Source organism: Arthrobacter sp. Y3223151 (assembly GCF_059091125.1).
Window position 1 is genome coordinate 65,280 of record NZ_JBNHGI010000009.1, and the last position, 22,423, is coordinate 87,702.

A 22,423-nucleotide genomic window follows, 5' to 3' on the forward strand; every position below is an offset into this window, starting at 1 on the left:
GAGGGAAGCATGTACGGAACACTCAAGGACCAGCTGGCCTCGGAGCTGGAGGAAATCCGCGCCGCCGGACTGTTCAAGGCCGAACGGCGCATCACCACCCCGCAGTCCAGCCACATCTCCGCAGGCCCGGCGGACGGATCGACCCGCGAGGTGCTGAACTTCTGCGCGAACAACTACCTGGGGTTGGCCGACCATCCGGACATCATCGCCACCGCGAAGGCCGCCATGGACGAACGCGGGTTCGGCATGGCCAGCGTGCGCTTTATCTGCGGCACGCAGGACCTCCACCTGCAGCTGGAACGGGAAGTGTCGCGCTTCCTGGGCACCGAGGACACCATCCTGTTCTCCTCCTGTTTCGACGCCAACGGCGGGGTCTTCGAATCATTGTTCGGGCCGGAGGACGCCATCATCTCGGACGCGCTGAATCATGCCTCGATCATCGACGGCATCCGGCTGTCCAAGGCAGTGCGGTTCCGCTACGCCAATCGGGACATGGCGGAACTGCAGGAGCGGCTGCAACAGGCCGCGGCGATGAACGACGGCGCCGGCGCCCGGCGGACCGTCATCGTCACCGACGGCGTGTTCTCCATGGACGGTTACCTGGCCCCGCTGGAACGGATCTGCGAACTGGCCGAAGAGTACGGCGCGCTGGTGATGGTCGACGACTCGCACGCCGTCGGCTTCATGGGGGCCAACGGTGCCGGCACCCCGGAGCATGCCGGGGTGGCCGACAGGGTGGACATCTACACCGGGACCTTCGGCAAGGCGCTCGGCGGTGCTTCCGGCGGTTACGTGTCCGGCCGCCGCGAAATCGTGACAGTGCTGCGGCAAAAGGCCCGGCCGTACCTGTTCTCCAACTCCGTCGCGCCGGCCATCGTGGCCGCCACCTTGAAGGCGCTGGAACTGGTGGGCGGTTCGGCCGACCTTCGGTCGCGGCTGCAGGACAACACCGCGTTGTTCCGTCGGCGGATGGCCGAGGAAGGGTTCGACCTGCTGGAAGGCGGGCACCCGATCGTCCCGGTGATGTTCCACGACGCGGTCCTCGCCGGGCGGGTGGCCGAGGCCATGCTCGCCCACGGCGTGTACGTCACCGCCTTCAGCTATCCGGTCGTGCCCAAGGGCGCGGCGCGGATCCGCGTGCAGCTCTCGGCCGCCCATAGCGCCGACGACGTCGAGGCGTGCGTCGCGGCGTTCGTCGCCTCCCGGCAGGCGGTCGGGCAGGCCTGACCGGCGCGGGGGCGTGGCGCCCTGCTTGTCCCGCCTTCCCGGCTAGCGGGCCCGGTCCGAGGTTTCGGCCTCGAAGGCGCGGTAGAAGCGCAGGCCGAGCTCGCGGGCGCCGGCGGCACTGTAATGGATCTGTTCGGCATCCTGGCTGGCGCCGGAGGGGCCCTCCACGAACGCCGTCCGCAACCGCTGTGCCGCCACGGAGCGGTGCGCGGCTTCGATGCCGCGCCGCCGCCGGTCATCGGGCAGCCATTCGGGCACCATCCCGCCGATCAGGAACGGCGCCGGACCCAGCGCGTCGCGGACCAGATCGATAATCTGCAGCAACTTGCGGCGGTACCAGCCCTCCGAGGCGCCCAGCACCGCGTCGGACTCGCCCTGGTGCCACAGGACCGCCGCCAAGCGGTTGCGCGGATTCAGCGAGAGCGCCTGCCGGGCGGCGTCCAGCGCGCGGTGGAACAGGTTCGTTTGGGCGGTTTTGTTGTCCGGATCCCAGGAGTAGTCGGCGTTGCCGGTGATCGACGTGCCGCCCAGGGCCGCGGGCACCAGCAACACCTTGCGGCCGGCCGGCTGGGCCAGCCACAGCTGCCGCGCGAATTCGAGGCCCGGTCCCACCGCGGGCCTGCCGTCCACCCACACACTTGCGACATGGCAGAGCGGTTCGCTGGCCGGGATGACCCGGCCGGCGAACAGGCCGGAACCCGCCAACTGGTCGATACCGTCGAGCTCCACATCGATGGCCGGATCGAAGGGGAGGCCGCAGCCCTGCATGTTTGACTGGCCCAGCAGCAGGACGACGTCGTAACCGGCCTGGCGGGGATCGACGCGCCCGTTGGCAGCCGTTTGGGCGGCAGCTGCGATTGTCGGGGCCAGGAGCTGCAGCAGCTCCCGGTGGGTGGCCGACGTCGGGTCCGCCACCAAACGGGCAATCCGCTCGTCATCCGGTGCGGAATCCGGCCGGGTTGCTGCGGCGGCCCCGGCCGTGCCCAACGCCCCGGCCCCGATGCCGGCCGCCAGGACGGGGACCGTCTGCTGCAGCAGTCGGCGCCGGCTCGGCTGTCCCTCGGGCGTGTTGGCGGCCATGCAGCAGGTCCTCCCGGTGCCGGCCCCCGGTGTTCCCGGCGCTGGTTCCGGTCCGGCAATCCGGAACCAACGGTGTTTCCGGGCACCAGTGTAGTGCCGTCCGGGTCAGTTCAGTGCTGTGCCCGCCGCCTGTTCGACGGCGTCCACCAGCACGCCGCTGTCCACCAGCAGGCGGACCGCCTCGATCTCCGGCGAGAGATAACGGTCGGTGCCCGGACCGGCGACCGTTTTGCGGATCTCCCGGCGCACCGCGGTGACCGCCGGGGCGCTGCGGGAGGTCTCCACGCCGCCGTCGCGCATGTCCAGGGCACGGGCACTGGTGAGAAGCTCAATGGCCAGCACCCGGGTGAGCCCGTCCAGGGCGCGGCGCAGCTTCAGCCCCGCGGACCAGCCCATGGACACATGGTCTTCCTGCATGGCCGAGGACGGAATGGAATCCACCGACGCCGGGTTGGCGAGCCGCTTGAGCTCGCTGACGATGCCGGCCTGGGTGTACTGGGCGATCATGTGCCCGGAGTCAACCCCCGGATCATCGGCCAGGAAGGCGTTCAGGCCGTGGCTGCGGGCGGTGTCCAGGAACCGGTCGGTCCGTCGTTCGCTCATCGAGGCAAGGTCCGCCACGGCGATGGCCAGGAAGTCCAGGGCGTAGCCGACCGGGGCGCCGTGGAAGTTGCCGTTGGATTCCACCCGGCCGTCCGGGGTTACCACGGGATTGTCGACGGCGGAGGCCAGTTCGTAGCCGGCCACCGATTCCACGTGGGCAAGCGTGGCGCGCGCCGCGCCGTGCACCTGGGGTGCGCAGCGCAGGGAGTACGCATCCTGGACCCGGGTGAACCGGTGCTGCGCATCGCCTCCCGCGGACTTTTGCTCTTCGATCAGGACGGAACCGGCCAGCACGGTGCGCATGTTGGCCGCGGCAGCGATCTGGCCGGGGTGCGGCCGGAGCGCGTGCAGGTCCTCGGCCAGCACGGAGTCGGTGCCGAGCAAACCTTCGATGCTCATGGCCGCGGCGAGGTCGGCGGTCTTCAGCAGCCGGTGCAGGTCGGCCGACGCCATGATCAGCATGCCCAGCATGCCGTCGGTGCCGTTGATCAGCGCCAGGCCTTCCTTCTCCCGCAGCTCCACCGGCTCCAGGCCCGCGGCGGCCAAGGCCTCGGCGGCCGCCACCAGTTCGCCGTCCCTGGTGCGGACCTGGCCCTCACCCATCAGGGCGAGCGCGCAGTGGGCCAGCGGCGCCAGGTCCCCGGAGCAGCCCAGGGAGCCGTATTCACCGATCACCGGGGTGATGCCGGCGTTGAGGATTCCCGCGTAGGCCTGCGCCACCAGCGGGCGGACGCCGGTGCGGCCGGTGGCCATCGTCGCGAGCCGGTTGAGCATCAGCCCGCGCACCACCTCACGGTCCACCTCGGCCCCGGACGAGGCCGCGTGGCTGCGGATCAGGCTGCGCTGCAGCTGGGTGCGCAGCTGAACCGGGATCTGCTTGGTGGCCAGGGCACCGAATCCGGTGCTGACCCCGTAGTGCGGCACGTCGTCGTCCACCAGGGCCTCGATCACCTTGCGTGATTCGGCCATGGCCTGCAGCGATTCCTCGGTGAGTTCGACGGCGGCGCCGTGGCGGGCGACGGCGACGACGTCGGCGGGGGAGAGCGGTCCGACGGACACGGAGACGGGGACGGTCTGGAGCTGGGACATGGTGCCTTTCGGGTGCGGGTGCGGGTGAAGGTGGAAGTGGCGGGTCGGGGAGGAGCGGCGATCAGTCCGCGATCAGGGCCTCGTAGTCGGGTTCCTTCTCCAGCACGCCGTATTTGGTGGCCGCCGACCCGAGCTTCTGCAGGCCCTCCATGTTGATCTCCGGGTACCAGCGGGACATCACCACGGTCTCGGCCAGCTCGGGCGTGACCTTGGCATAATCCTGGATGATGGCGCGCACTTCGTCGTCGTTCTCCGAGGCGAACTGGAATGACTTCTCCAGTGCCCGGCGGAAGCGTTCGACGAGTTCGGGATCTTCCTGCAGGGTCTGCTCCGAGGCGAAGTAGAAGGCCGAATCGAAGTCGTCGGTGAGGTCGGTCATCGGGCTGGCCACGATCTTTCCGCCGGCGTCCAGGATCTGGGTGCGGAACGGTTCGGTGGTCCAGGCGGCGTCGACGTCGCCCCGCTCCAGCGCCGCGGGCATGTTGGGGTACGGCATTTCGACGAAGTCGACGGCGTCCGGGTCGCCGCCCGCCTGTTCCACCGAGTTCCGGATGGTGACGTCGGCGAAGTTGTTCAGCGCGTTGACGGCCACGGTCTTGCCCACCAGGTCGGCGGCGTTTTCGATGCCGCTGTCCGGCAGGGCCGCCACCTCGGTGACGTCCTCGCCGGGGACATTGGTGGAGCTGGAGCCGTTGGAAACCACCGTGATCGGCAGCCCCTTGTCCCGCGCGATCAGCAACGAGACGACATTGGAGTAGCCGAACTGGTATTCGCCGGTCATCACCGCCGGGACGATGGCCGCGCCGCCCTGGGCCAGCTGGACGGACAGCTGGATGCCTTCCTTCTCGAAGTACCCCTCCTGCATGCCCAGGTAGACCGGGGCCACGTCCGTGATCGGGATCAGGCCCAGGTTCACCTGGTCCAGGCTGGCGTCTGCCGGCGCCCCGGCGGTTTCCGTTCCGCCGCCGGTGGAGGACGGACTGCCGGAGCCGCACCCAGTCAGCAGGAGGGCGCCGGCCATTACCGCGGCCGAGGCGGTGGCCAGCAGGGGGCGGCGGGGCGCGGTGGCCGCGGACATCAATGGGCGCATCAGGTTCTCCTTGTTTCTGCCGGTACGCGGCATACCTGTTTCGATCAGTAAAACGAGTGTGGCTTGCTACCTGAAGCTACCCATCCACGCTGTCGGGGTCAAGGGTTTTTCGCTAATTCCTTGCCGCTGCATGAAATTGATGTTTTACTGGCTGCAACATTGGATGGCTACCGAGGAGCAGGCATGGCGTCAGGAACGGCCGCGGATCCCACGACCAGGGCGGCGGACCGCACCCTGGCGCTGCTTCGGATCGTCTGCGAGCACGACGGCGTCAAGCTCGCCGATGCGGCCAAGGCGGTGGGCCTGTCGGCATCGACCGCGCTGCGGCTGCTGCGCACGCTGGAAGCCAACGGGTTCGCAGCCAAACGCGACAACGCGCTCTACCGGCCGGGCTTCCGGATGGTGCAGCTGGGTGTCCAGGCGCTCAGCCACGAGTCGCTGGTGGATGCGGGCCGGGACGTCCTGCGGAGCCTGGTCGACCAGACCGGGGAGTCGGCGTACCTGAGCGTGACCGCCGGCAACGACCACGGGCTGTACATAGCCATCGAAGAGGGCACCCATACCGTGCGCCACGTGAATTGGGTGGGCCGGACCTTCCCGATGGAGGGCAGCGCGGCCGGGGCGGCCCTCAGCGGCCAGGTGGGCCGGGGCGGGTACACCGTGCAGGCGGACAGCGTGGAGGCCGACGTCACGGCCGTCGCGGCTCCCGTCTTCGCCGGCGACAAGGTCGTCGCCGCGGTGAGCATCGTCGCGCCCAGCTACCGCACCACAGCAGAGGCCGCCGAAAAATTCGGGCTGCTGCTGGCCGAACAAGCCGGCACGCTCTTCGCCGCGCCGGAGAGCCCGGCGGCCAATGGGACCGAAGAACACAACCAGACACCTACCTCCACGCCAGAAAGGGCATGACGATGACGTTCACCCAGCACGACCCTTCCCGCCGCATCCGGGCTTCCCGGGGCACCACCCTCACCGCCAAGAGTTGGCAGACCGAGGCTCCGCTCCGGATGCTGATGAATAACCTGGATCCCGAAGTGGCGGAACGCCCCGAGGACCTGGTGGTCTACGGCGGCACCGGCCGCGCGGCCCGGTCCTGGGAAGCCTACGACGCGATCGTCAAGACGCTGGCGGAACTCGAGGACGACGAGACGCTGCTGGTCCAGTCCGGCAAGCCCGTGGGCGTGCTGCGCACCAACCCCTGGGCCCCGCGCGTGCTCCTCGCCAACTCGAACCTGGTGGGCGACTGGGCCAACTGGCCGGAATTCCGCCGCCTGGAGGCCGAAGGGCTGATGATGTACGGCCAGATGACGGCCGGGTCCTGGATCTACATCGGCACCCAGGGAATCCTGCAGGGCACCTTCGAGACCTTTGCCGCCGTCGGCGCCAAGCTGCACGAGGCGGGCAAGACCGCCTCGCCCACGCTGGCCGGGACGCTGACGCTGACCGGCGGCTGCGGCGGCATGGGCGGAGCCCAGCCGCTGGCGGTCACCCTCAACGACGGCGCCTGCCTGATCGTGGACGTGGACGAGGCAAGGCTGCGCCGCCGCGTGGGCAAACGCTACCTGGACGAGGTGGAGACGGACCTGGACACCGCCGTCGCGAAGGCCATGAAGGCCAAGGAAGAAGGCCGCGGCTGGTCGGTGGGCTACGTGGGCAACGCGGCGGAGGTGTTCCCGGAGATCCTGCGCCGGCACCGGGCCGGCGAGATCACCGTGGACGTGGTCACCGACCAGACCTCGGCCCACGATCCGCTGTCGTACCTGCCGGAAGGCATTTCCGTGGCGGATTGGCAGCGCGAGGCCCAGGCCGATCCGGTCGGCTTCACCAAGAAGGCGCAGGCGTCCATGGCCCGGCACGTGCAGGCCATGGTTGAGTTCCAGGACGCCGGAGCCGAGGTGTTCGACTACGGCAACTCGATCCGCGACGAGGCACGCAAGGGCGGCTACGAGCGCGCCTTCGAGTTCCCGGGCTTCGTCCCGGCCTACATCCGGCCGCTGTTCTGCGAGGGGCTGGGCCCGTTCCGCTGGGTGGCGCTCTCCGGCGACCCGAAGGACATCGAGGTGACCGACGCCGCGCTGAAGGAACTGTTCCCGGAGAACGAGCACCTGCACCGGTGGCTGGATGCCGCGGCCGAGCGGGTGGAGTTCGAGGGGCTGCCGGCGCGCATCTGCTGGCTGGGCTACGGCGAGCGTCACCAGGCCGGGCTGCTCTTCAACCGGCTGGTGGCCGAGGGCAAGGTCTCGGCGCCGATCGTGATCGGCCGCGACCACCTGGACTCCGGCTCCGTCGCCTCGCCCTACCGGGAGACCGAGGCGATGGCCGACGGCTCGGACGCCATCGCGGACTGGCCGCTGTTGAACGCCTTGACCGCCGCGAGCTCCGGGGCCACCTGGGTGTCCATCCACCACGGCGGCGGCGTCGGCATCGGCCGCTCCATCCACGCCGGCCAGGTGTCGGTGGCGGACGGCACCGAGCTGGCGGCGCAGAAGCTGGAGCGGCTGCTGACCAACGATCCGGGAATGGGAGTGATCCGGCACGTGGACGCCGGCTACGACCGCGCCGTCGAGGTCGCGGCCGAACGGGGCGTCCGCATCCCGATGGGCAAGTAGGCGGCCGGCAGATGGAAACTGTGTCCTCCCTCCTGGAATCCATTGCCGACGTCGGCCGTGACGCGCAACGCGGCGGGTACTCGCGGCCGGTCTACTCCACCGCCGAACTGGGCCTGCGCGACTGGTTCATCGAACAGGCCCAACGCCGCGGGCTGGGCGTGGAGACGGACCGCAACGGCATCCTCTGGGCGTGGTGGGGCGAGCCGCAGCCCGGCGCGCTGGTCACCGGCAGCCATCTGGATTCGGTTCCCGGCGGCGGCGCCTTCGACGGGCCGCTGGGCGTCGCCTCCGCGCTCGCCGCCGTCGACCTCCTCAAGGAGCGCGGCGTCGAGCCGAACCGGCCGCTGGCCGTCACGGTCTTCCCGGAAGAGGAGGGCTCGCGGTTCGGTGTGGCGTGCCTGGGCTCGCGGCTGCTGGCCGGCGCCATCGATCCGGACAAGGCCCGGAACCTGCGCGACGAGCACGGCGACACGTTCGCCGACGTCGCCCGGGCCAACGGGCTGGATCCTGCGCACCTGGGGCGCGACGACGAGGCGCTGGCGCGGATCGGCGACTTCATCGAGCTGCACGTGGAGCAGGGCCGCGGGCTGGGCGGGGACGGCCCGGCCATCGCCGTCGGCAGCTCCATCATGGGCCACGGGCGGTGGCGGATCAGTGTCACCGGCCAGGGCAATCATGCCGGCACCACCCTGATGGCCGACCGCGCCGACCCGATGGTCGCCGCGGCGCAGATCGTCCTGGCCGTACAGCAGGCCGCGGCCAAGCAGCCTGACGCCCGCGCCACGGTCGGCCGCCTCCAGCCGGTGCCCGGCGGCACCAACGTGATCGCCTCGCGGGTGGACCTGTGGCTGGACGCCCGGCATCCGGACGACGCCGTGACCGCGCATCTGGTCGAGGCCATCCACGGCAAGGCCCAGAAGATCGCCGCGTTCGAGGGCTGCTCCGTCTCCCTGACGGAAGAGTCCTACAGCGGAACCGTGCACTTCGACTCCGCGTTGCAGCGCCAGCTGGAGAACGCCCTGCCCGGCGCGCCGGTGCTGGCCACCGGTGCCGGGCACGACGCCGGCGTGCTGGCCTCGCGGGTGCCGTCCGGCATGTTGTTCGTGAAAAACCCCTCCGGCATTTCCCACTCCCCGGAGGAATACGTGGAGCCCTGGGACGCGGACGCCGGCGCGGAAGCGTTGGCCGACGTGCTCGAGGCACTGCTGTGAGCAGCATCTGGTGCGAGCGCGCCTGGCTGGGCCCGGCCGGCGTGGCCGACGGGGTCCTGCTGGGTTGCGACGACACCGGGACGATCACGCAGGTGGGCACGGCGCCCCGCCCCGATCCGGCCGACGGCGTGCTGGTGCTCGACGGCGTGGTCTTTCCCGCCGCGGCCAACGCGCACTCGCACGCGTTCCACCGGGTGCTGCGGGGCCGCACGCACGCCGGCCGGGGCGACTTCTGGACCTGGCGGGAGCAGATGTACCGAGCGGCCGGGGCGCTCACGCCGGAGAACTACGAGCGCCTGGCGACGGCGGTGTTCGCGGAGATGGTGGCGGCCGGCTTCAGCAGCGTGGCGGAGTTCCACTACGTTCACCACCGCCCGGACGGCAGCCCGTACGGGCCCGGAAGCGCGGCCGGCGGGAGCCTCGGCGGGCACCGGTCCGGCCCGCCGGGCGATGATCCGGAGAGCCCCGGGTACGGCGGGCACGCGATGGAACTGGCGCTGTGCCGGGCCGCCGAGGCGGCCGGCATCCGGTTGACCCTGCTGGACACCTGCTACCTGGCAGGCGGCATCGGCGTCCCGCTGGCACCGGAGCAGCAGCGCTTCGGCGACGGCGACGTGCAGGCCTGGCTGGCCCGGCTGGACTCGCTGCGCCGCTATGTTGCGGACCGGTTCGACCCGGCGCGGATCACGGTGGGCGCCGCCCTGCACTCGGTCCGCGGGGTGCCCGAGGCCGCGCTGCCGCACATCGCCGAGCACCTGCCCGACGGCCTACCGCTGCACATCCACCTCTCCGAGCAGCCGGCCGAGAATGAGGCCTGCCTGGCCGCCTACGGGGTGACGCCGGCCGGCCTGCTGGCCCGGCACGGGCTGCTGTCGCCGCGCCTGAGCGCCGTCCACGCCACGCACCTGACCGCCGGGGACATCGCGCTGCTCGGGGAAGCCGGTGCCACCGTGGTGATGTGCCCGACCACGGAAGCCGACCTCGCCGACGGCATCGGCCCGGCCCGGGAGCTGGCGGACGCCGGCGCCCGGATCGCCCTTGGCACCGACCAGCACGCCGTCATCGATCCATGGCTGGAGATGCGGGCGCTGGAACACGGCGAACGGCTGGCCAGCGGCCAGCGCGGCAGGTTTGCGCCGGCCGAGCTGCTCGAGTCGGTGTCCGCCGGAGCCGCCGCCGCCATGGGCACCCCGATGGCCGGCATCGCCGTCGGGATGGCCTGCGACCTGGTGGCCGTGAACCCCAGCAGCGTGCGCACGGTAGGCTCGGAGCCCGGGCAACTGCCGCTGAGCGCCAGCGCAGCGGACGTTTCCGCCGTCGTCGTTGCCGGTTACTTGCTGGCCGTCAACGGCCGCCACCAGCGCCTGGGTTGGCCGGCCGAGCTGCTGGCCGACGCCCTGAAGGAGTTTGAATGAGCACTGTCGTCACCAACATCGGCGAACTGCACACGCAGGACCCGGCCCGCGGCGCGGACTCCGTGCTCCACGATGCCGCGTTGATCATCGAAGGCGAGCGCATCTCCTGGCTCGGCCCCGCGGCGCAGGCCCCCGATGCCGACGAGCAGTTCGACGCCGGCGGGCGTGCCGTGTTGCCGGGCTGGGTGGATTCGCACACGCACCTGGTCTTTGCCGGAGACCGCACCGCCGAGTTCGAGGCACGGATGGCCGGCCAGTCCTACCAGGCCGGCGGGATCGCCGTCACCGCCGGCGCAACCCGCGAAGCCAGCGACTACGATCTCACCCGCCTGCTGCTGGCCCGGGTGGCGGAGGCGGCCGCCGGCGGCACCACCTACCTGGAGACCAAGACCGGCTACGGCCTGGACGTGGAGCAGGAGGCCCGCAGCGCCCGCATCGCGTCCACCGTCGCCGATGAGGTCACCTACCTCGGGGCGCACCTGGTGCCGGCAGGCATCGACGCCGACGACTACACCGATCTGGTCTGCGGCGACATGCTCGCGGCGGTCAGACCGTACGTGCAGTGGGCGGACGTGTTCTGCGAACGCGGCGCCTTTAACGAGGAGCAGTCCCGCCGGGTGCTGGCGGCCTGCCGCGACGCCGGCCTGGGGCTGCGCGTGCACGGAAACCAGCTGGGCGAAGGCCCGGGGGTGCGGCTCGCCGTGGAATTCGGGGCGGCCAGCGTGGACCACGTCAACTACCTGAACGACGACGACGTCGCCGCGCTCGCCGGCAGCTGGGCCGGCTGGGACCTGGCCAGCGGCACGGGGGAGCGCGGCACGGTGGCCACCTGCCTGCCGGCCTGCGACCTGTCCACCCGCCAGCCGCTGGCGCCCGGCCGGCAACTGCTCGATGCCGGCGTGGAAATCGCCCTGGCGTCCAACTGCAACCCGGGGACCTCGTTCACAAGTTCCATGAACTTCTGCGTCACCACCGCCGTCCTGCAGATGGGACTCAGCGTGCACGAGGCGGTCCGGGCCGCCACCTATGGCGGGGCGCTGGCGCTCGGGCGGCATGCCGGCGTCGATGCCGAAGGCCAGCGTGCCGTCGGTTCCCTCGCCGTCGGCCATCGGGCCGACCTGCACCTGCTCAACGCCCCGTCGGCCACCCACCTCGCCTACCGCCCCGGCATGCCCCTGACCGCCGCGGTGTGGCGGGCGGGCGTGCGCTCGGCCGTGGGGGCCTAGGCCCGTGGCGCCAGCGCCCGGCTCCTGAGTCCGGGAGCGGCCTTCAGCCGATGTGCTCGTACCGGTTGGGGTCCTTGACGTCGTGGCAGTGGGCCAGGACCTCGACGGCACGCTCGGCGTCATGGTCCTTCAGCGCCTGGAGGATGCTGCGGTGATCGTGGATGACCTTGGCCTGGTGCTCCGGTCCCTGCCGGTACGTCAACGTGATCCGGTGCTGGATGGGATGGTTCCAGATGGAGGAGATCACGCCGCGCAGGTAGTCGTTGTCCGAGGGTTCGATCAGAGCCAGGTGGAAGGCCCTGCCCAACCGGAAGAGTTCGCCGCTGTCCTGCGGGTCGACGATTTCCGTCTCGTCCACGAGGCCGCTGAGCCGCACGAGCTGCTGCGGCGTGTAGGACCCGATGGCGTCGCGGACCGCGAGTGATTCCAGGGCGTAGCGCACCTTGAAGACGTTCTCGATTTCGCGCTCGTCGAGCTGGTTGACGATGTAACCCTTGCCCGGGACGAGGGTGGTCAGCCCTTCCAGCGTCAACTGGGTCAGCGCATCCCGGACAGGGGTGCGGGAGACGCCGTATTGCGCCGCCACGGACTCCTGGGCCAGGGCCGAACCCGCCTCGATGGTTCCGCTGATGATGTCGGCGCTCAGCTGCTCGTGGACCCGGACCGCCAGCGGCCTCACGTCATTCGGTATCGCAGCCATGATGGCCTCCTTTTGGGTTTCATTGAGTGCACTTTATAGTCCTGCCGCCGAGAGGACACGGACCACGGGGCAAAAAGCGGCGAAACGCGTCACTTGCCAACGTTTTAGTTGAAAGTGCTTGACGTCACACTTCACCTCTGAATACAGTGTATACACACGTGACGGAGGAGAACCTTAAAATGTATGTGCTGAACACTTGGTACGTGGCGGCGTGGTCAACGGAGGTCACCCGCAAGCCGGTGCGGCGGGTCATCTGCGAGCAGCCGATCGTCCTGTTCCGTACCCAGGACAACGAAGCCATTGCCCTTGCGGACCGCTGCGCGCACCGCGCCTTCCCGCTCTCGGAAGGCCGCACGATCGGGGATTCGGTGGAGTGCGGCTACCACGGTTTCACCTACGGCCCGGACGGCATGTGCACCAAGGTGCCGGCCCAGTCCTCGATTCCGGAGCGCGCGAAGGTGCGCAAATACCCCGTGGTGGAGCAGGACGGATGGATCTGGGTGTGGACCGGCGATCCGGACCTGGCCGACCCGGCCGACGTTCCGGACACCCACTGGATGGTGGATCCCGAGTGGGCCACCGTCACCCATTCCTACCACTTCAAGTGCCGGGCCGACCTGATCCACGACAACCTGCTGGACCTGACCCACGAGTCCTTCCTGCACAAGACCACCGTGGGCGACGACTACATCTACGAACACGGCATCACCGTGGAGGTCGAGGGCAACGTGGTCAGCGTCGACCGCCTAATGCCCTCGGTCGAAGCGCCGCCGCTCTATGCCGAAACCATGGACGCCCGCGGGCTGTTCGACCGCTTCCACTGCACCGAGTTCTTCGTGCCCAACCTGCACGTTCTGCACTCCGGCATCACCGGGGAGGGCAAGCCGCGCGAAGAGGGCTTCCTGATCAAGGTCCTGAACGGGATCACGCCCATCGATCAGCACAATTCCTGGTACTACTACGCCTTCAGCCGCAACTTCGCCGTCGACAACGAGCGGGCGACAGAGGATCTCCGCGTAGGTTTGGCCACCGTGCTGGACGAGGACGCATCCGCGCTGGAGGCGCAGGAGATCGGGATGCAGACCCGGCCCGAGGGCGAGTTCGATGTCCTGATCGCCCAGGACGGCGGGGTCGCGAAGGCCCGGCGCATCCTGGCCGCGCTGATCAAGAAGGAGCAGCAGGCCACGTCCTCGATGGGTTCGGCTGCCCGCCGGGAGCCGGTTGCTCCCAGGACGGCCTAGGTGCCGGCATGTGGATGCTGATCAGGGCAAACGCCCTCGGCGCGGAGACCTCGGCGGAATCGGGAGCCAGGATCCTGGCGGCATGCCCGGATTCCGCGGAGCGCGGCGACCCGTGGCGCTGGACGGTGGAACTGGACGAATCCGGCCCCGAACCCGCCGTCGCACTTGAAGCCGATGAAAATTACATCGCCTCCGACAGCCGGCGCTACACGGGCAACTACACCGGCACGCTGCAGCGCGCGCCCGGCCAGCAGCTGCTGGTGACCGGACTGGCCGGCGAGGCGCTGGTCGCCGCCGAGGACGGCCCGTGGGAACGCTGGTTGCGGGCCGGCGACGTGTTCATCGTCGAAGGAGAGGACGCGGAGACTATCCGGCTCTCGCTCGCCGCGGGAGAATCTGCCGTCCAGGTCATCACCCTCGCCCCGCGGAAGGCCAAGGTGCTGCGGTGGGTCCCCTGACGGCCGCGGCCTGACCACCTGCAGCATGCACCACACAACGCACTGCCCGCGGATTGGCGGGACGGCGCGCCGGCCCTCCTGCCGCGGCCACGGTTTTATACGGAGCCGCGTGCTGCGCCCTGCACCTGAAACTGAAGCACCGAGGCATTGATCGACTCCTGATCAGTGCGGATATCCATAACCGGACAACGCCGTCCGGACCATGAAAGGAAAGTCCATGCGTCATTCACGTCACCGTGCCGTCCGTGCCAATCTCCTCACCGGCACCGTGCTGCTGGCCGCGCTGTCCCTGGCCGCCTGCACGAATGCCTCCGGTTCGGCCGCGGGCTCCGGGGGCACCGCCGCCCCGGCCGCAGCCGGCGCCGCAACGGCGTCCGTGGAGGTCAACGAAGCAGCCCGGGACCTGCTGCCGGAGGAGATCCTGGCCTCCGGGAAGCTGAAGGTCGCCTCCGACCCGACCTACGCTCCCTTCGAGTACTACGACACCGACAACAAGACGATGATCGGCTTCGACGTCGACTTCTCCGACGCCGTCGGCGCGGCCTTGGGACTGGAAGTGGAGCACGTTCCGGCAACCTTTGACACGATCCTGGCGGGCCTGGCCTCCGGGAAGTACGACATGGCCATGTCGGCCTTCTCGGTGACGCCGGAACGAGAGAAGATCGTCGACTTTGTGGAGTACCTCAACACCGGCACGGGCATCGCCGTTGCTCCCGGAAATCCGCTCGGCATCTCCATGGACCCCATGACCATGTGCGGGAAGAAGATCGGCGGCCAGAAGGGATCCATCCAGTCGATGGAGTACCTGCCGGAGTTCTCCAAGGAATGCACGGCCGCCGGCAAGGAAGCGATCAAAATCCAAAACTTCCCCGGGCAGACGGACGCCAACCTGGCGCTGACGTCCGGCCGGGTTGATGGGGTGATCGCCGACAGCATGCCGCTGGCCTTCCAGGGCAAGGAAGCCAAGGGACAGTTCGAACTGGCCGAGGGCGAGGATTACGATCCCGCGCCCTTCGGTGTTGCGCTGGCCAAGGACAACGGCATGAAGGAAGCCGTGACCGCGGCGGTAAAGGGCATCATCGCCGATGGCTACTACGAGGAAATCGGCGCCAAGTGGGACTTCCCGAAGTCCGTGCTGATCTCGGCCGACGTGCTCGAGGCAAAGTAGCGAAAGAGGAAACCAGCTGATGACTGCCGTGACTGCCCCAAGCGAGCCGGTCGCCACACCGGTCGATGACTACACCATCGTCAAGGCCAAGCACCCCGGCCGGTGGCTGGCCGCAGCCCTGATCTTCCTGATCGGCGGACTGCTGCTGCACTCCGTTTTCACCAACCCGAACTTCGGTTGGGACGTGGTGGCGATGTATCTGCGCGATATCTCCATCGGGCGGGGCATTCTCGTCACGCTGGGACTCACCGCCATCAGCATGGCCATTGGCATCGTGCTCGGGGTGGTCCTGGCCGTCATGCGGCTGTCGGTCAATCCCGTGGTGCGCGGCGCTGCCTTTGCCTACGTGCACTTCTTCCGTGGCACCCCGGTGCTGGTGCAGCTGCTGTTCTGGTTCAACCTGGCCGCGCTTTACCCGGTCATTACCCTGGGCATCCCGGGGGTCCACCTTGATGCGAATCAGTTCATTACGCCGATGACGGCGGCGATCCTCGGCCTCGGCTTGAATCAGGGTGCCTACATGTCCGAGATTGTCCGGGCCGGCATCCTCTCCGTTGACCACGGCCAGACCGAGGCCGCCGGCGCGCTGGGCATCACCAAGCTTCAGACGATGCGGCGCATCGTGCTGCCGCAGGCGATGCGCGTGATCATCCCGCCCACCGGCAATGAAACCATCGGCATGCTCAAGACCACCGCCCTGGTGAGCGTGATCTCGGTGCCGGAGCTGCTGTACTCGGCGCAGATCATCTACGCACGCACGTTCGAGACCATCCCGCTGCTCATTGTCGCCAGCCTCTGGTACCTGCTGATCACCTCCGTCCTCACCATCGGCCAGTACTACCTGGAGCGGCGGTTCGCCCGCGGCAACCAGCGAAACCTGCCGCCGACGCCGTTCCAGCAGCTGAAGCGGTTCTTCGCGACCCATGACGCACTCTCCCTGAAAGGCGGCAAGAAATGACAGCAACGAACGGTGCCGAACCGATGGTCAAGGCGAACGGGGTCTGCAAGAACTACGGCTCCAACCTTGTCCTGAAGGGGATTGACCTGCACGTCCAGCAGGGCGAGGTGGTGTGTCTTATCGGCCCCTCCGGATCCGGGAAGAGCACCTTCCTGCGCTGCATCAACCACCTGGAAGTCATCGACGGCGGGAGGATGTGGGTTAACGGGAAGATCGTCGGCTACGACCTCAAGGGCAACAGGCTCTACGAGCAAAGCCACAACGATATCTGCCACAGCCGCTCCGACGTCGGCATGGTGTTCCAGCAGTTCAACCTGTTTCCGCACATGACCGTCCTGCAAAACCTCATTGAGGCGCCGCGTCTGGTCCGGAAGGAGCGGAAGGCGACAGCCGTGGCCAGGGCAACTTCGCTGCTGGAAAAAGTCGGCCTGAGCGAAAAGGCGGATGCGTATCCGCGCCAACTTTCCGGGGGCCAGCAGCAGCGGGTGGCGATCGCCCGTGCGCTGTGCATGGAACCGAAACTGATGCTGTTCGACGAGCCCACGTCCGCCCTGGATCCCGAATTGGTGGGAGAGGTCCTCAAGGTGATGAAGGACCTGGCCATGTCCGGCATGACGATGGTGGTGGTGACGCATGAAATGAATTTCGCCCGCGACGTCGCCGATCGCGTGGTCTTCATGGACGACGGCCACGTCGTGGAAGAGGGGCCAGCCCGGGACGTCATCACCAATCCGCAAAACGAACGCACCAGGGCCTTCCTGGCCTCCGTTCTCGCCGAACCGGCAGCAGCCTGATACCCCTGTGAGTGCCACCATGAATGAAGAATTTTTCGACGTCGAAGTCCGGTCGATCAGCCACGAGTCCAACTGCGTGGTCTCCCTGCAGCTGGAACATCCGCTGGGCGAGGAGCTGCCGGAGTGGGACGCGGGGGCACATGTCGACGTGCTCCTGCCCAACGGCCTCCTGCGCCAGTACTCGCTGTGCTCCCGGCGGGCGGACCGCTCCGCCTGGCGGCTTGGCATCCTGCGCGAGCCGGAGGGCCGCGGCGGCTCCGCCTACGTGCACGACATGCTCAAGCCCGGTACCAAGATCCAGATCCGGGGGCCGCGCAACAACTTCGTTCTGGCTCCCGCCGCCGGCTATGTGTTCATCGCCGGCGGCATCGGCATCACCCCGATTCTGCCGATGATCCGCGAAGCTGCCGAAGCCGGGGTGCCCTGGCGCCTGCTTTACCTGGGGCGAAGCCGTTCTTCGATGGCGTTCCTCGACGAAATCCAGGCGCTCGACGGCGACATCCATATCCACGCCGACGACGAAAGCGGCTTCTACCCGCTGGCCGGACTCCTGGACGAGTTGCCGCCGGAAACGCACGTCTACGCCTGCGGACCCGGGCCGCTGCTCAACGTCATTCAATCGATCGCGGACGGTTGGGACAACCCCGGACGTTTCCACTGTGAGCGCTTCACGGCGTCCGGGGCGGCCGTGGCGCCGGCGGAGGCGGGGGACTCGGCCTTCACGGTGGAATTGGCCGACGGCACCGAGGTTCCGGTGGGCCCCGGGGAATCGATTCTGCAGGCCCTCGAAGCGGTCGGGATCCATCCGTTGAATTCCTGCCGGGAGGGAATCTGCGGCACCTGCGAAACCCCCGTCCTGGGTGGTGAGATCGACCACCGTGACTCGCTGCTCTCCGACGACGAGCGCGAGGCCGGGGACACCATGATGATCTGCGTGTCGCGATGCAAGGGCCGGCGCCTGCTGCTGGACTTGTAGCAGGCAGTCGCCCCGGCGCGGGCGCGGGCCACGGGAGGAGCCGCGCACGGAACGGAAGCGCCCCCGGCCGATGACTCCCGCGGTTCTGTTGGCAAGATGGAGGTTATGGACAAGCAGAAGGTCGCCGCCGAAAGCACGCGGCGCACGGTCAGGTACTACCGGGCAGAGGTACTGATTGTCCTCGGACTCTCGCTCGGGCAGTCGGCGGTTTATGCCGTCGTGAACCTGCTGGAAAAAATGACCCGCGCTCCGCTCGCCTCGCAGACGACCACGCTGAACCCGGTGCTGAACGAGCGGGAGCTCTTCGATTTCGTGTACCAAATGCTCGGCATCGTCTTTGCGCTGGTGCCGGTGGCTCTGGTGCTGTTTTTGATGACCGCTCCCGGCCGGTCGGCCTTCCGCACGATCGGGTTCACGTTCTCCCGGCCGCGGCTGGACTTCGGCCTGGGCTTCCTGCTCGCGCTGGTGATCGGTGTCGGCACGCTGGGCGTTTACGCCGCCGGCCGGTCCCTGGGTATCACCACCGCCATTGTCCCGGCGGCCCTGGACGAATACTGGTGGACGGTTCCGGTGTTGGTCCTGTCCGCGCTGCGGCATGCGGTCCTCGAAGAGGTGGTCATGGTGGGCTACCTCTTCAACCGCTTCGCGAAGTTCGGCTGGGGCATCTGGTCCGCGATCTTCGTCAGCGCCGCCCTGCGCGGGACCTACCACCTCTACCAGGGCATCGGGCCGGGCATCGGGAACTTCCTCATGGGCCTGGTCTTCGGCTACGCCTATACGAAGGTGAAGCGGGTGATGCCGCTGGTGGTGGCGCACGCGCTGCTGGATATTGCCGGTTTCGTCGGCTACGCGCTGCTGGGGCCGGCCATCGGCATCGGCACCTGAAACCGGCCGGGCAGCGAAGCGGCGCCCGGTCTTGCGATCCGGGCGCCGCTGAGGCGATCGACGACGTCGACCCTCCTTGAAAGACTTACAGTTCGACGATCCCGTTGGCGGTTTCGAAGCGGACGGACAGGATGCCCGGCGTACCGTTCGGTGCCGTCCAGGCGACCTTGACGTCGTCCAGCAGGCCGTCGACCGGAGTGCCCAGCCAGTCCGCCACGCGCTCGGAAGAGCCGGCGATGGTCAGGCCGATCAGCTTCACCGTGGCGGGGCGGGCGTTGGACGGGTGCAGCGGTTCGGTGCCGTCATCCCAGCGCAGCATGTAGGGCACCTGCGGGTCGGCGATGAGGCCCTTGATCCCGATCTGCTGCCAGCTCAGTTCCTGCCCATCCGGGAACTTGCGGTTGCCGGGAACCGCGTGGCGGCCCAGCCGTTCTTCGAACGGGGTCAGGTCGTCGACCGCCACGCACCAGCCCATCCAGCCGCCGCCGGCTTCGGAGCGCGCCCGCACGGCCTGTCCGAAGGGGGCTTTGTCGGAAGCGGGGTGGTCGAGCACCTCCACCACCTCCAGGTAATGGTGGTCGGTGAGGGGGAAGATCATATTGCGGGTGCCGAAGCGGGGGTGAACCCCGCCCTTGACGGCGTCGATGCCCAGGGCTTTGGCGATCCGCTCTGAGGTGGCAGCCAGACCGTCGGGTTCAGCAGCATAAGAAACATGGTCGAAGCGCATGGCATTATCTTGGCACTTTGTGAACCCGCTCTCGACTTAGGGTGACCTAAGTCACTCAGCTTGCGGCTCGTGCAAGGCGCGCCGTTCCCGGCAGCAATTCCGCCGTGCCCGGCACGCCCCGGCAGCTTGAAGTGCGGACGGTCGGACAGACGGTCCGGAGCTGGGTGCCCAGTCATAAGGTGTCATATTGTTGCGGCCGCCGGCCTGTCTGCGGAGACTGGAGGCAGGTCATGAGTGCCAGCGCAAAACCCCGGTTTGCTGGCCGGCAACCCTCCAACCGCGGTGGGGTGCCCCGGGTGAAGACCAGGCAGCCGCCACAAGGCGGTGCGCAAGCGCGGGTCACACCCGGGACAGACATGCCGGCACGGCCGGATCCCGGATGGCCCCTTCCAGTGAAGGAGTTGCACCATGTCCAATGCCGATTGGTCCTTTGAAACCCGTCAGATCCACGCAGGGCAGGAGCCGGACGCCGCCACGGGCGCCCGCGCACTGCCGATCTACCAGACCACCTCGTTCGTGTTCCCCAGCGCGCAGAGCGCGGCCGACCGGTTCGCCCTGTCCGAATTGGCGCCCATCTACACCAGGATCGGCAATCCCACCCAGGAAGCGGTCGAGACCCGGATCGCCAACCTGGAGGGCGGCGTCGGCGCCCTGCTGCTGGCCTCGGGCCAGGCCGCGTCGACGTTCTCCATCCTCAACCTGGCCGAGGCCGGCGACCACATCGTGGCCAGCCCCAGCCTGTACGGCGGCACCTACAACCTGCTGCGCACCACGCTGCCCAAGTTCGGCATCGAGGTCACCTTCGTCGAGGATCCGGACAACCTGCAGCAGTGGCGCGATGCCGTCAAGCCGAATACCAAGGCGTTCTTCGGCGAGGTCGTCTCCAACCCGCGCCAGGACGTACTGGACCTGGAGTCGGTCAGCGCCATCGCCCACGAAAACGGCGTGCCGCTGATCGTGGACAACACCTTGTCTACCCCGTACCTGATCCGCCCGATCGAGTGGGGGGCCGACATCGTGCTCCACTCGGCCACCAAGTACCTCGGCGGCCACGGGACGGCGATCGGCGGCGTGATCGTTGACGCCGGAACGTTCGATTTCGCCGCCGACCCGGAGAAGTTCCCCGGGTTCAACACGCCGGACGACACCTACAACGGGCTGGTCTTTGCCCGCGACCTCGGCGTCAACGGCGCTTTGGGCGCCAACCTGGCCTACATCCTCAAGGCCCGGGTGCAGTTGCTGCGCGACCTGGGGTCCGCCATCTCGCCGTTCAATGCGTTCCTGATTGCCCAGGGGCTGGAGACGCTGAGCCTGCGCGTGGAGCGGCATGTGGCCAACGCGCAGAAGGTGGCCGAATTCCTGGAAGAGCACGACGACGTTGCCTCCGTCGCGTACCTCGGCCTGCCCTCCAGCCCCTGGTACGAGCGCGGCCGCAAGTACGGCCCGAAGGGGACCGGCGCCATCGTCGCGTTCGAAATCAAGGGCGGCATCGAGGCCGGCAAGCGCTTTGTGGACGGCCTTGAACTGCACTCGCACGTGGCCAACCTGGGCGATGTGCGCTCGCTGGTGATCCACCCGGCGTCGACCACCCATGCCCAGCTCTCGGCCGCGGAGCGGGTCGCGGCCGGGGTGACCGACGGGCTGGTCCGCCTGTCGGTGGGCATCGAGAACGTCAACGACATCATCGCCGACCTGGAGGCCGGTTTCCGCGCCGCCAAGGGCGCGGACGACTAGGCAAGCAGGTAGAGCGCAGCGTGACGATAGTGCAACCGCAGGAACTGGTGGAACAGGCGACCGACGGCATCCTGCGCCGGATGCCGGTTGGTGCGCTGGAGTTGGAAGCCGGCGGCTATCTGCCCGAGGTGTTCCTCGGCTTTGAAACCTGGGGCACCTTGAATGCGGACGCGTCCAACGCCGTCCTGATTCAGCACGCCCTGACCGGCAGCACGCATGTCGCCCGCGGCTGCTCGGACGAGGATGGCTGGTGGGACGATCTGGTGGGCCCCGGTGCCACTATCGACACGGAGCGCTATTTCGTAGTGGCCGCCAACATGATTGGCGGCTGCTACGGTTCCACCGGTCCCTCGTCGCCGGCGCCGGACGGGACGCCGTGGGGGTCACGCTTCCCGTTCGTCACGATCCGCGATTCGGTCCGGGCCGAGGCACGGCTGGCCGACGCGCTGGGCATCCGGCGCTGGCACACGGTGCTCGGCGGGTCGATGGGCGGCGCCCGCGCGCTTGAATGGGCGGCGACGTTCCCGGAGCGCACCGCCCGGTGCGCCGTCCTGTCGTGCGGCGCCGCGAGCACCGCCGAGCAAATTGCCTTCGCGCAGGCGCAGGTCGCGGCCATCCGGCTGGACCCGCACTTCGCCGGCGGCGACTATTACGGGGGTCCCGCGCCCGAGGCGGGTCTGGGTATCGCCCGGCGCATCGCGCACATCAACTACCGCTCGGAGCCGGAGCTGGAGTACAGGTTCGGCCGCAAGCCGCAGGCGGAGGAGCAGCCGTACGGCGGCATCACGCCGTCCGCCCGTGGCCGCTATGCCGTGGAGAGCTACCTCGATTACCAGGCGGACAAGCTCGTCGCGCGCTTCGACGCCAACAGCTACATCCTGCTCACCGAGGCCCTCATCAGCCACGACGTTGCCCGGGGCCGGGGCTCGCTGGAGCAGTCGCTGGGCGGCCTCACCGACACGCAGTTCTTCGTCGCCGCGGTGGATTCCGATCGCCTGTACTTCCCGGAACAGTCGCGGCAGCTGGCCGAGGCGTTGCCCGGGGCAGTCAAGGTCCACACCATCGAAACGCCGCTGGGCCACGACGGTTTCCTGACCGATATCCACCAGCTGCACGAGGCACTGACCAAGGCGTTCTTCGCGCCCGCCTGACCTCCCGCCTGCGTGTCGGCGGCCCGAGTACGACGCCGGTGCGCGCCGTCCGCGCGGAGTCCCACCGCTGCGCCCGAGCAGGTA

20 protein-coding genes and 1 riboswitch are annotated in these 22,423 nt (G+C 68.7%); of the genes, 15 read left to right on the forward strand and 5 right to left on the reverse strand.

What is annotated here, in order from left to right; translation table 11 throughout:
- The first annotated feature begins 9 nt into the window (after window positions 1–9).
- Window positions 10–1,227 (forward strand): glycine C-acetyltransferase, encoded by a 1,218-nt coding sequence (locus tag AC5RUP_RS12870; RefSeq protein ID WP_494158620.1) that lies wholly within the window; start codon window positions 10–12, stop codon window positions 1,225–1,227.
- 42 nt (window positions 1,228–1,269) lie between these two features.
- On the opposite strand, the gene AC5RUP_RS12875 is transcribed toward AC5RUP_RS12870, so the two are convergent.
- From AC5RUP_RS12875 to AC5RUP_RS12885, 3 genes are all read right to left on the reverse strand, one after another.
- On the reverse strand, window positions 1,270–2,307 hold the full coding sequence (locus AC5RUP_RS12875; RefSeq protein ID WP_494158621.1) for a sialate O-acetylesterase: 1,038 nt from the start codon (window positions 2,305–2,307) through the stop codon (window positions 1,270–1,272).
- A gap of 105 nt (window positions 2,308–2,412) precedes the next feature.
- Window positions 2,413–3,999, reverse strand: coding sequence for a histidine ammonia-lyase (hutH, locus tag AC5RUP_RS12880; RefSeq protein ID WP_494154521.1), 1,587 nt, complete (start codon window positions 3,997–3,999; stop codon window positions 2,413–2,415).
- A gap of 61 nt (window positions 4,000–4,060) precedes the next feature.
- Window positions 4,061–5,089, reverse strand: a complete 1,029-nt coding sequence (locus AC5RUP_RS12885) for an ABC transporter substrate-binding protein (RefSeq protein ID WP_494154522.1) — start codon at window positions 5,087–5,089, stop codon at window positions 4,061–4,063.
- Window positions 5,090–5,272: 183 nt separating this feature from the next.
- Here AC5RUP_RS12885 and AC5RUP_RS12890 point away from each other — a divergent pair, with 183 nt between their 5' ends.
- Genes AC5RUP_RS12890 through hutI form a run of 5 tightly spaced genes read left to right on the forward strand, consistent with a single transcriptional unit; the run spans window position 5,273 to window position 11,547 of the window.
- Window positions 5,273–5,995, forward strand: a complete 723-nt coding sequence (locus AC5RUP_RS12890) for an IclR family transcriptional regulator (RefSeq protein ID WP_494068069.1) — start codon at window positions 5,273–5,275, stop codon at window positions 5,993–5,995.
- A gap of 2 nt (window positions 5,996–5,997) precedes the next feature.
- On the forward strand, window positions 5,998–7,695 hold the full coding sequence (gene hutU / locus AC5RUP_RS12895) for a urocanate hydratase (protein WP_494154523.1): 1,698 nt from the start codon (window positions 5,998–6,000) through the stop codon (window positions 7,693–7,695).
- A gap of 11 nt (window positions 7,696–7,706) precedes the next feature.
- Window positions 7,707–8,906, forward strand: coding sequence for an allantoate amidohydrolase (locus AC5RUP_RS12900; protein ID WP_494158622.1), 1,200 nt, complete (start codon window positions 7,707–7,709; stop codon window positions 8,904–8,906).
- Window positions 8,903–10,321 carry a formimidoylglutamate deiminase gene (locus tag AC5RUP_RS12905; protein ID WP_494158623.1) on the forward strand — a complete coding sequence of 473 codons (1,419 nt, stop codon included), beginning with the start codon at window positions 8,903–8,905 and terminating at the stop codon, window positions 10,319–10,321. The genes AC5RUP_RS12900 and AC5RUP_RS12905 overlap by 4 nt, the downstream gene beginning before the upstream one ends.
- A complete protein-coding gene (hutI, locus tag AC5RUP_RS12910; RefSeq protein WP_494158624.1) occupies window positions 10,318–11,547 on the forward strand; it encodes an imidazolonepropionase in 1,230 nt (409 codons plus the stop codon). The genes AC5RUP_RS12905 and hutI overlap by 4 nt, the downstream gene beginning before the upstream one ends.
- A gap of 43 nt (window positions 11,548–11,590) precedes the next feature.
- On the opposite strand, the gene AC5RUP_RS12915 is transcribed toward hutI, so the two are convergent.
- Window positions 11,591–12,247 carry a GntR family transcriptional regulator gene (locus AC5RUP_RS12915; RefSeq protein WP_494068065.1) on the reverse strand — a complete coding sequence of 219 codons (657 nt, stop codon included), beginning with the start codon at window positions 12,245–12,247 and terminating at the stop codon, window positions 11,591–11,593.
- Between the two features lie 158 nt (window positions 12,248–12,405).
- Between AC5RUP_RS12915 and AC5RUP_RS12920 the strand changes: the two genes are divergently transcribed.
- From AC5RUP_RS12920 to AC5RUP_RS12950, 7 genes are all read left to right on the forward strand, one after another.
- Window positions 12,406–13,488, forward strand: a complete 1,083-nt coding sequence (locus tag AC5RUP_RS12920; protein WP_494154067.1) for an aromatic ring-hydroxylating dioxygenase subunit alpha — start codon at window positions 12,406–12,408, stop codon at window positions 13,486–13,488.
- 14 nt (window positions 13,489–13,502) lie between these two features.
- On the forward strand, window positions 13,503–13,946 hold the full coding sequence (locus AC5RUP_RS12925) for a hypothetical protein (protein WP_494154068.1): 444 nt from the start codon (window positions 13,503–13,505) through the stop codon (window positions 13,944–13,946).
- Between the two features lie 217 nt (window positions 13,947–14,163).
- Window positions 14,164–15,114 carry an ABC transporter substrate-binding protein gene (locus tag AC5RUP_RS12930; RefSeq protein ID WP_494154069.1) on the forward strand — a complete coding sequence of 317 codons (951 nt, stop codon included), beginning with the start codon at window positions 14,164–14,166 and terminating at the stop codon, window positions 15,112–15,114.
- A gap of 19 nt (window positions 15,115–15,133) precedes the next feature.
- A complete protein-coding gene (locus AC5RUP_RS12935; protein ID WP_494154070.1) occupies window positions 15,134–16,072 on the forward strand; it encodes an amino acid ABC transporter permease in 939 nt (312 codons plus the stop codon).
- The gene (locus tag AC5RUP_RS12940) at window positions 16,069–16,866 is read left to right on the forward strand and encodes an amino acid ABC transporter ATP-binding protein (RefSeq protein ID WP_494154071.1); all 798 of its coding nucleotides are present in this window, start codon (window positions 16,069–16,071) and stop codon (window positions 16,864–16,866) included. The genes AC5RUP_RS12935 and AC5RUP_RS12940 overlap by 4 nt, the downstream gene beginning before the upstream one ends.
- Window positions 16,867–16,885: 19 nt before the next feature.
- On the forward strand, window positions 16,886–17,842 hold the full coding sequence (locus AC5RUP_RS12945) for a PDR/VanB family oxidoreductase (RefSeq protein WP_494154072.1): 957 nt from the start codon (window positions 16,886–16,888) through the stop codon (window positions 17,840–17,842).
- Window positions 17,843–17,947: 105 nt separating this feature from the next.
- A complete protein-coding gene (locus AC5RUP_RS12950; protein ID WP_494154073.1) occupies window positions 17,948–18,727 on the forward strand; it encodes a CPBP family intramembrane glutamic endopeptidase in 780 nt (259 codons plus the stop codon).
- Between the two features lie 85 nt (window positions 18,728–18,812).
- Here AC5RUP_RS12950 and AC5RUP_RS12955 read toward each other — a convergent pair whose 3' ends face one another.
- Window positions 18,813–19,454, reverse strand: a complete 642-nt coding sequence (locus AC5RUP_RS12955) for a VOC family protein (RefSeq protein WP_494092028.1) — start codon at window positions 19,452–19,454, stop codon at window positions 18,813–18,815.
- A gap of 226 nt (window positions 19,455–19,680) precedes the next feature.
- Window positions 19,681–19,795, forward strand: a riboswitch (SAM riboswitch).
- Between the two features lie 67 nt (window positions 19,796–19,862).
- On the opposite strand from AC5RUP_RS12955, the gene AC5RUP_RS12960 reads away from it, so the two are divergent.
- On the forward strand, window positions 19,863–21,188 hold the full coding sequence (locus tag AC5RUP_RS12960; protein ID WP_493977670.1) for a bifunctional o-acetylhomoserine/o-acetylserine sulfhydrylase: 1,326 nt from the start codon (window positions 19,863–19,865) through the stop codon (window positions 21,186–21,188).
- A gap of 80 nt (window positions 21,189–21,268) precedes the next feature.
- Entirely contained in the window at window positions 21,269–22,339 is a 1,071-nt protein-coding gene (gene metX, locus AC5RUP_RS12965) for a homoserine O-acetyltransferase MetX (RefSeq protein ID WP_494158638.1), read from the forward strand.
- Window positions 22,340–22,423 lie beyond the last annotated feature (84 nt).